Source organism: Streptomyces sp. 13-12-16 (genome assembly GCF_002114215.1).
GTDB lineage: Bacteria > Actinomycetota > Actinomycetes > Streptomycetales > Streptomycetaceae > Streptomyces.
Genome location: NZ_NCTE01000284.1, coordinates 1 through 7,540, shown reverse-complemented (window position 1 = coordinate 7,540; position 7,540 = coordinate 1). Strand labels below are relative to the sequence as shown.

The 7,540-nt window shown below is 72.8% G+C and carries 6 protein-coding genes, 3 tRNA genes and 1 pseudogene; 7 read left to right on the top strand and 3 right to left on the bottom strand.

Going from position 1 to position 7,540, the window contains the following annotated elements:
- The first annotated feature begins 197 nt into the window (after nt 1-197).
- The 7 genes from B7767_RS12420 to B7767_RS12390 all read left to right on the top strand — a co-directional run bounded on the left by B7767_RS12420 (nt 198) and on the right by B7767_RS12390 (nt 4,275).
- A tRNA-Gly gene (locus B7767_RS12420) sits at nt 198-269 on the top strand.
- An 80-nt stretch (nt 270-349) separates the two neighbouring features.
- Nucleotides 350-425, top strand: a tRNA-Gly gene (locus tag B7767_RS12415).
- A gap of 127 nt (nt 426-552) precedes the next feature.
- Nucleotides 553-1,515 (top strand): ABC transporter ATP-binding protein, encoded by a 963-nt coding sequence (locus B7767_RS12410; RefSeq protein ID WP_085572248.1) that lies wholly within the window; start codon nt 553-555, stop codon nt 1,513-1,515.
- The gene (locus B7767_RS12405; RefSeq protein WP_085572247.1) at nt 1,512-2,288 is read left to right on the top strand and encodes an ABC transporter permease; all 777 of its coding nucleotides are present in this window, start codon (nt 1,512-1,514) and stop codon (nt 2,286-2,288) included. The genes B7767_RS12410 and B7767_RS12405 overlap by 4 nt, the downstream gene beginning before the upstream one ends.
- Before the next feature lie 27 nt (nt 2,289-2,315).
- Complete coding sequence (locus B7767_RS12400; RefSeq protein WP_085572246.1) at nt 2,316-3,566, top strand: sensor histidine kinase; 1,251 nt, start codon at nt 2,316-2,318, stop codon at nt 3,564-3,566.
- Complete coding sequence (locus tag B7767_RS12395; RefSeq protein WP_085572245.1) at nt 3,563-4,177, top strand: response regulator transcription factor; 615 nt, start codon at nt 3,563-3,565, stop codon at nt 4,175-4,177. Before B7767_RS12400 ends, B7767_RS12395 begins: the two co-directional genes overlap by 4 nt.
- Before the next feature lie 22 nt (nt 4,178-4,199).
- Nucleotides 4,200-4,275, top strand: a tRNA-Gly gene (locus B7767_RS12390).
- A gap of 42 nt (nt 4,276-4,317) precedes the next feature.
- On the opposite strand, the gene B7767_RS12385 is transcribed toward B7767_RS12390, so the two are convergent.
- The 3 genes and pseudogenes from B7767_RS12385 to B7767_RS12375 form a co-directional block, all read right to left on the bottom strand.
- Nucleotides 4,318-5,217: a phosphoribosylaminoimidazolesuccinocarboxamide synthase gene (locus B7767_RS12385; protein ID WP_085572244.1), complete on the bottom strand. Its 900-nt coding sequence runs from the start codon at nt 5,215-5,217 to the stop codon at nt 4,318-4,320.
- Between the two features lie 69 nt (nt 5,218-5,286).
- Complete coding sequence (locus B7767_RS12380) at nt 5,287-6,813, bottom strand: N,N-dimethylformamidase beta subunit family domain-containing protein (protein WP_085572243.1); 1,527 nt, start codon at nt 6,811-6,813, stop codon at nt 5,287-5,289.
- 170 nt (nt 6,814-6,983) lie between these two features.
- Nucleotides 6,984-7,540, bottom strand: a pseudogene (locus tag B7767_RS12375) (hypothetical protein); the annotation flags it as partial.

The following is a 7,540-nucleotide window of genomic DNA, read 5'->3' as shown; positions in this document are numbered from 1 at the left end:
AAGAAGGTCTACGAGGCGTTCGCCGCGGCGCGGTGAGCCGGCCGCGCGCGCGGCCGTCGGGGCCGGTCCGGTGCCCCGCCCCGACGGCCGGTCACCGGCCCCTCGCGGCAGCCGACTTGCGCAGCACCCCTGCTGATCAGCTAGAGTCTGGAGCACGCCGAGGGGCGAGGCCGAAAGGCCCGGCTCACGGAGTACACGCGGGTGTAGTTCAGTAGTAGAACATCCCCCTTCCAGGGGGAAGGCGCAGTGTGCAATTCCTGTCACCCGCTCCGCACCGCCGTACCGATCACCGTTGTGGATCGGGTAGGCTGGTGCTCGCGCCGATCGGCGAGAGCCGGTCGGAGGCAATGCGGACGTAGCTCAGTTGGTAGAGCGCAACCTTGCCAAGGTTGAGGTCGCGAGTTCGAGCCTCGTCGTCCGCTCCAGATCAAGGCCCCGGTCATCGACCGGGGCCTTCGTCGTGCGCCCGCCCAAGTCCCGTCTGACATTTGTCATGTCCGGTGATGACAGGCCGCACTGCCGGGCCGCCCCGGCCGCCGGGATGCTCGAAGCATGGAAGCGAACGAACACGAACACGTGATCGAGGTCACCGGCCTGCGACGTGTCTACGGGGGCGGGTTCGAAGCGGTGCGCGGGATCGACTTCTCGGTGCGGCGCGGCGAGGTCTTCGCCCTGCTGGGCACCAACGGCGCCGGCAAGACCTCCACCGTCGAACTGCTGGAGGGGCTCGCCGCCCCGGCCGGCGGGCGGGTCCGGGTGCTCGGCCACGACCCGTACGCCGAACGCGCCGCCGTACGGCCCCGCACCGGCGTGATGCTCCAGGAAGGCGGGTTCCCCTCCGAGTTGACCGTCGCCGAGACCGCCCGGATGTGGGCGGGGTGCGTCAGCGGGGCCCGCCCCGAGCGGGAGGTGCTGGCGCTGGTCGGGCTGGAGTCGAAGACCGGTGTCCGGGTGAAGCAGCTCTCCGGGGGCCAGCGGCGCCGCCTGGACCTGGCGCTCGCACTGCTCGGCGACCCCGAGGTGCTCTTCCTCGACGAACCCACCACCGGGCTCGACGCCGAAGGCCGCCGGGACACCTGGGAGCTGGTGGGCGCGCTGCGCGACGGCGGTACGACCGTGCTGCTCACCACGCACTACCTGGAGGAGGCCGAGAACCTCGCCGACCGGCTCGCGATCATGCACGAGGGCCGGATCGCCGCCACCGGCACCCCGGCCGAGGTGACCGCGAGCGAGCCGTCCCGGATCACCTTCGAACTGCCCGAGGGCTACTTCGTGGGCGACCTGCCGCCCCTCGCCGAACTGGGTGTGAGCGACCACACGGTCGACGGCCGGACCGTCCGGCTGCGCACCCGCGAACTGCAGCGGGCGGCCACCGGACTGCTGATGTGGGCGCACGGCGCCGGGGTGGAACTGCGCCGGCTGGACGTGCGGTCGGCATCCCTGGAGGAGGCGTTCCTCGGGATCGCCAAGGACGCGTCGGCGGGGACGACGGCGCCGAAGGAGTACGCGGCATGAGCACGACCACGACCACACCGATGAGCCGGATGACCTCCCTCGCCCGCGCCGAACTGACGCTGCTGGGGCGGAGCAAGGGCACCCTCGTCGCCGCGCTGTTCGTGCCGCTGGTGCTGCCGCTGAGCGTGCGGTCGGCGGCCGAGGAGATGGACCTCGCCGAGGCGGGACTGACCCCCGGCACCGTGGTGCTGCCCGCCGCCGTCGGCTTCTCCCTGCTGTTCGCCGTCTACTCCGCCCTCGTCGGCGTCTTCGTCGTCCGCCGCGAGGAACTCGTCCTCAAACGGCTGCGCACGGGCGAGCTGCGGGACGCCGAGATCCTCGGCGGGTCCGCGCTGCCGTCCGTCCTCACCGGACTGGTGCAGTGCCTGGTGCTGGCCGTGGCCTGTGCGGTGCTGCTGGACATGTCCGCACCGTCCGCGCCGCATCTGGCCGTCCTGGGCCTGGTGTTGGGGCTCGTGATGTGCGCCGCCCTCGCGGCCGTCACCGCGGCCTTCACCCGGACCGCCGAGAGCGCGCAGGTCACGCCGATGCCGCTGCTGATCGTCTCGATGATCGGCTCCGGCATGTTCGTCCCGCTGGAGCTGCTCCCCGACCGGGTGGCCTCGGTCTGCGAACTGCTGCCGCTGACCCCCGTCGTCGCCCTGGTGCGCGGCGGCTGGACCGGCGACCTGTCGGCCGCCGAGACGATCGGCGCCCTCGCGACGGCGGTGGCCTGGATCCTGCTGGCGGTGTTTGCTGTACGGCGGCGGTTCCGCTGGGAGCCGAGGCACTGACGCGCGCGAGGGCGGGAGGGACGGGACATGGGCAGGCCGGGCGGCTGGTGGGGGCGCAAGAGCACACCCGCGAAGGTCGAGACGTACACGCGGTGGTCGTTCCACTCCGTCTGCCTCTCCGAGATGGCCGCGATCGGCCTGCCCGCCTTCGGGCAGGTGGGAGGACGGCTCGCACTCGCCCTGTCGCTGCCGGTCATCGCGCACGCCGCGCTGGGCATGGTGATCGTCTCCCGGGCCCTGGACTGGACCCGTGGACGGCGTCCCCAGCCCCTGCGGCTGCTGTGGACGCACGGTGTCCTGTCCGCGGCGCTCTCGGTCGCCGCCCTCGCCGTCGCGGAGCACGGGCCGCCGGGTGACGGCGTCGACACCGTCGCGGGCTCGGTCTTCGGGGGCGTGCTCTGCTTCGGCGCGGGCATCGTCACGCTCGGGGTGCGCGACCGGCGGCGCGCCCTCGCCGTCGTCGGCGGGTTCGTGACCGGGACGTTCCTCGTGCTCCTGCTGCTGGGCGCGCCCGCTCTCACCGCGCTGGGAACGTCCGCGATCGTGCTGGCCGGTGCCGGCTTCCTCGCCTTCACCGCGGTCTTCTCCGTCTGGCTGCTCAACGCCGTCTTCGCGCTCGACGAGGCGCGCGAGACCCGGGCCCGGCTCGCGGTCGCCGAGGAGCGGCTGCGGTTCGGGCGGGACCTGCACGACGTGATGGGGAGGAACCTCGCCGTGATCGCGCTCAAGAGCGAGCTGGCCGTCCAGCTCGCGCGGCGCGAGCGGCCCGAGGCGGTGGAGCAGATGATCGAGGTGCAGCGCATCGCCCAGGAGTCCCAGCGGGAGGTGCGCGACGTGGTGCGCGGCTACCGGGAGATCGACCTGGAGGCCGAACTCAGCGGTGCGCGGGGGGTGCTGAGGGCCGCCGGGATCGACTGCGAGGTGAGCGGTGAGACGGGCGGGCTGCCCACCGAGGTGCAGTCGGCCCTCGGCTGGGTCGTGCGGGAGGCGACCACCAACGTGCTGCGGCACGGGGACGCGAAGAAGTGCACCGTGTCGGTGCGGATGCCTGAGGGGCGTGTGGTGTTGACGGTGCAGAACGACGGGGTCACGGCTCCGTCCGGCAGGACCGGGCCGGCCGGTGCGGGCGGCTCGGGTCTGGCGGGGCTGCGGGAGCGGCTGTCGGCGGTGGGCGGCACGCTGGACGCCAAGGGGGCCGGCAAGGGCGTGTTCCGGCTGGTCGCGGAGGTCCCGTTGGCGGCGGACACGGCGGACACGGTGCTGGAGGTCGCGTCGTGACGGACGTCGTCCGGGTCCTGCTCGCCGACGACGAGCACCTGATCCGGGGCGCGCTGGCCGCCCTGCTCTCCCTGGAGGACGACCTCCTCGTGGTCGCCGAGGCGGCCTCCGGTCCCGAGGCGCTGGCGATGGCACGGGCGCACGCCCCCGACGTCGCCGTACTGGATCTGCAGATGCCCGGCGCGGACGGTGTGAAGGTCGCCACATCCCTGCGGACGGAACTGCCCGGCTGCCGGGTGCTGATCGTGACCGGTCACGGGCGGCCCGGCCATCTGAAGCGGGCGCTCGCGGCGGGTGTGCGGGGATTCGTCCCCAAGACCGTCAGCGCCCAGCGGCTCGCGGAGCTCATCCGCACGGTGCACGCGGGAAACCGTTACGTCGACCCCGAGTTGGCCGCCGACGCGATCGCCGCCGGGGACTCCCCGCTGACCGCGCGCGAGGCCGAGGTGCTGGAACTCGCGGCGGACGGGGCACCCGTGGCGGAGATCGCGGAGCGGGCCGCGCTGTCCCAGGGGACCGTGCGGAACTACCTCTCCTCGGCCGTCTCGAAGCTCGGCGCGGAGAATCGTCATGCGGCGGTCCGTCTCGCACGGGAGCGGGGTTGGGTATAGTGGGTGTCGCGCCACGGCGCATGCGAACGTAGCTCAGTTGGTAGAGCGCAACCTTGCCAAGGTTGAGGTCGCGAGTTCGAACCTCGTCGTTCGCTCCACATCGGGGCCCCGGTCGATCGACCGGGGCCTTCGTCGTGCGCTCAGCTCCAGGTGGTGCCGGTCAGGCGCTCGTACGCCTCCACGTACTTGGTGCGGGTCGCGTCCACGATCCGCTCCGGCAGCGGCGGCGGGGGCTGCTCGCTCCTGCGGTCCCAGCCCGACTCGGCGGAGGTCAGCCAGTCCCGCACGAACTGCTTGTCGTACGACGGCTGCGCGCGGCCCGGCTCCCACTGCCCGGCCGGCCAGAAGCGGGAGGAGTCCGGGGTGAGCACCTCGTCCGCGAGGACCAGGGTCTCGCCGTCGAAGCCGAACTCGAACTTGGTGTCCGCGAGGATGATGCCCCGGTCGCGGGCGATGTCCCGGGCGCGGGAGTAGGCGGCGAGGGTCGCCTGGCGCAGCTGGGCCGCGGTCTCCGCGCCGACCTGGCGGGCGACCTCCTCGTAGGAGACGTTCTCGTCGTGCTCGCCGACGGCGGCCTTGGTGGCCGGGGTGAAGATCGGGGCGGGCAGTTCGGAGCCGTCCACCAGGCCCTCGGGGAGGGCGAGGCCGCAGACCGTACGGGACTGGTCGTACTCGGCCAGGCCCGAGCCGGTGAGGTAGCCGCGGGCCACGCACTCGACCGGGACCATGTTCAGGGACTTGCAGACCAGGGTGCGGCCGGCCCAGTCGGCGGGGGCGCCGTCCGGGAGTGCGGTGCTCAGGACGTGGTTGGGGAGCAGGTCGGCGAGCTGGTCGAACCACCACAGGGAGAGCTGGGTGAGGACCCGGCCCTTGTCGGGGATCTCGGTCGGCAGCACCCAGTCGTAGGCGGAGATGCGGTCACTGGCGACCATCACGAGGTCGCCCGCCTCGCTCCGGTACAGCTCGCGCACCTTGCCGGTGTGCAGATGCACCAGACCCGGAACCTGGATCGGCTCGGGCTTTTCGACGAATCCGGACACGGTTTCTCCTTGTGGTTCTTTCCAAGTGACTCGATTCTCCCGTATGGGGCGAACGGTCGCGGCCCGGGGTCAGTCGCGTTTGCAGATGCGGTCCAGGAGGTTGGCGGTGGCGCGCTGGACGCGGGCGTCGACGTGGCCGGGGCGGTCCAGGGCCGGTGACCAGGCGAAGGTGCCGGAGGCGAAGACCCAGGCGCCGGAGGGTGCCCGGTAGAGGGACGTCTCCTGGTGGCGGCGGGCGCCCCGGCGGTCGGTGTACGGGGAGTGGGCGAGCAGGACGCGTTCCTCGTGCTCGGGCAGCGGGGTGCGCGGGTAGTAGCGGTCGGCCTCGGCCGCGACCATGCCCTCGATGCCGTCGCCCTCCTGCGCGCCGGTCCCCTCCCACATCCAGTGGCCGGCGTTGCGGACGATCAGCGGGTGCGGCTCCGGGACGGGACCTTCGTACTGGATGCCCAGCAGCTGCTGTTCGGCGCGGTCCTGCTCCCGCCACAGCGTGGGTCTGCCCGGGCCCCGGCGTTTGCGGCAGGTCAGCAGGCGGGCGGGGCCGGACGGGGAGGGGGCGAGCTCCACCTGCCAGTACATGGTGTTGGCGGAGAGGAAGACGAGGGACGTGCCGTGCTCACGGGCGTGCTCCACGGCGGTGCGCATGGGGGCCGACCAGTACTCGTCGTGGCCGGGGAAGATCAGGCCCCGGTAGCGGGCGGGGTCGATCCGGCCGGCGTGCAGGTCGCGGGCGTCGGCGTAGGCGAGGTCGTAGCCGTAGCGCTCGGCCCAGCGGATGACGTCGTAGGCGTGGCCGACGTGCAGCGGGAGGCCGGCGCCCGCGTACGGGCGGTCGAAGGAGACGGTGGTGGCGGCGTCGGCCTCGCCGAGCAGCCGGCCCTGTTCGTCCCAGGCGTGGTAGAGGCTCGCGCCGGTGCGGCCGTCCTCCGGGTAGAGGTTGTACGCCTGCCAGGTGACGTCGGGCAGCACCAGGAGGAGGTCGGCGGGGCGGTTGTCGCGGACGGTGAACGGGATGTGCGAGCGGTAGCCGTCGGCGGTGGTGAGGACGGCGACGTACGCGCCGACGCTCCAGTACGACGGGACCGGCAGCCGCCAGGACAGCCACCAGTGGTGGCAGGAGACGGTGCGGTCGGCGGTGAGCGGCGCCGGCTGCACGATGCCGGAGAGGCGGGGGCTGGAGGTGATCTTGGTGGCGCCGTGGTCGCTGTAGTGACCGATGCGGTAGACGTCGACGTCGAACGGCTGGGGCGGGTCGACGGTGATGTGGAAGTCGATGGAGTCGCCGGGGGCGACCGCGCCGGTGGAGGCGAAGCCCTTGATCTGGCGGTGCACGTCGTCGGCGGCGCGGGGTCCGACGGAGTCGGAGGAGGTTCGGGGGGCCGGGATCCTCGGGCCGCCCTGTTTCAAAACACAAGCGGCGGCCCGTTCCGCGTCCGTGTACGGCTCCGGGTCCACGTACCAGGGGACGACCTGGCCGCTGTCGCCGAAGTACGTCTCGCTGCCGCGCAGCCACGGGAGGGGGCCCTGTCCGAAGGGGTCGTTCACGGCGTGCGCCAGTGCTCCCGATTCCCAGCGGCGGATCTGCTCCGAACCCATGATCGCTCCCCTCCCCGGTGTTATGTGGTTGTCGTATGTCGCGTGCTCTTGCCAGTGGGCGCGAACGGTCCAAGCACATCACATTGCGCACGCCTTCCGTCACCGTTCGTCTTGAATTGACCGAAAACGGAAGGGCGGACTCCGGAGCTCCGGGGAGGCGGTCCGCCGGCTCAGACGAGCCGTACGGGCTTCTCGGGGCGTATGCCCTGCCGGGTCAGCCACAGCCGGAGGGCGGAGGGGTCGCCGTCCTCGATGAGGACCAGGACCTGGGAGGAGAGGTCGGTGGCCCGTGCCCCGCCGAGGAGGAGCACGGGTCCGTCGAGCCAGTCGAGGCCGGGGGTGGCGTCCGCGGTGTCCATCGCGGCACAGCAGACCATCGCCGCGATGTGATCGGCGAGCAGCTCACGTGCGGTGCGCGGGGGCTGGAGCGGGAAGAGGGGGAGCGCCTGGTCGTCCCGGGGGGCGACGGTGCCCGCGCCGGCGGCGGAGGTTCCCGCCGCCTCCTCCCGGGCCAGCTCGGCACTCAGCCGGACGGCGAGAGCGGCACTGCGGGGAGTGGCACCGGCCAGGTCCTCGTCGTCGGGGTCGGGAGCCGAAGCCGGGCCGGCGCCCGCACCCGGCTCGACGGGCCGGGCGGAGGACACGGCCGGGGCGGGCTCGGCGGGAGATCCGGGCTCCGTGGAGGAGGCGGGATCCGTCGGCGGGACGGACGCCGTGGGCGGGGCGG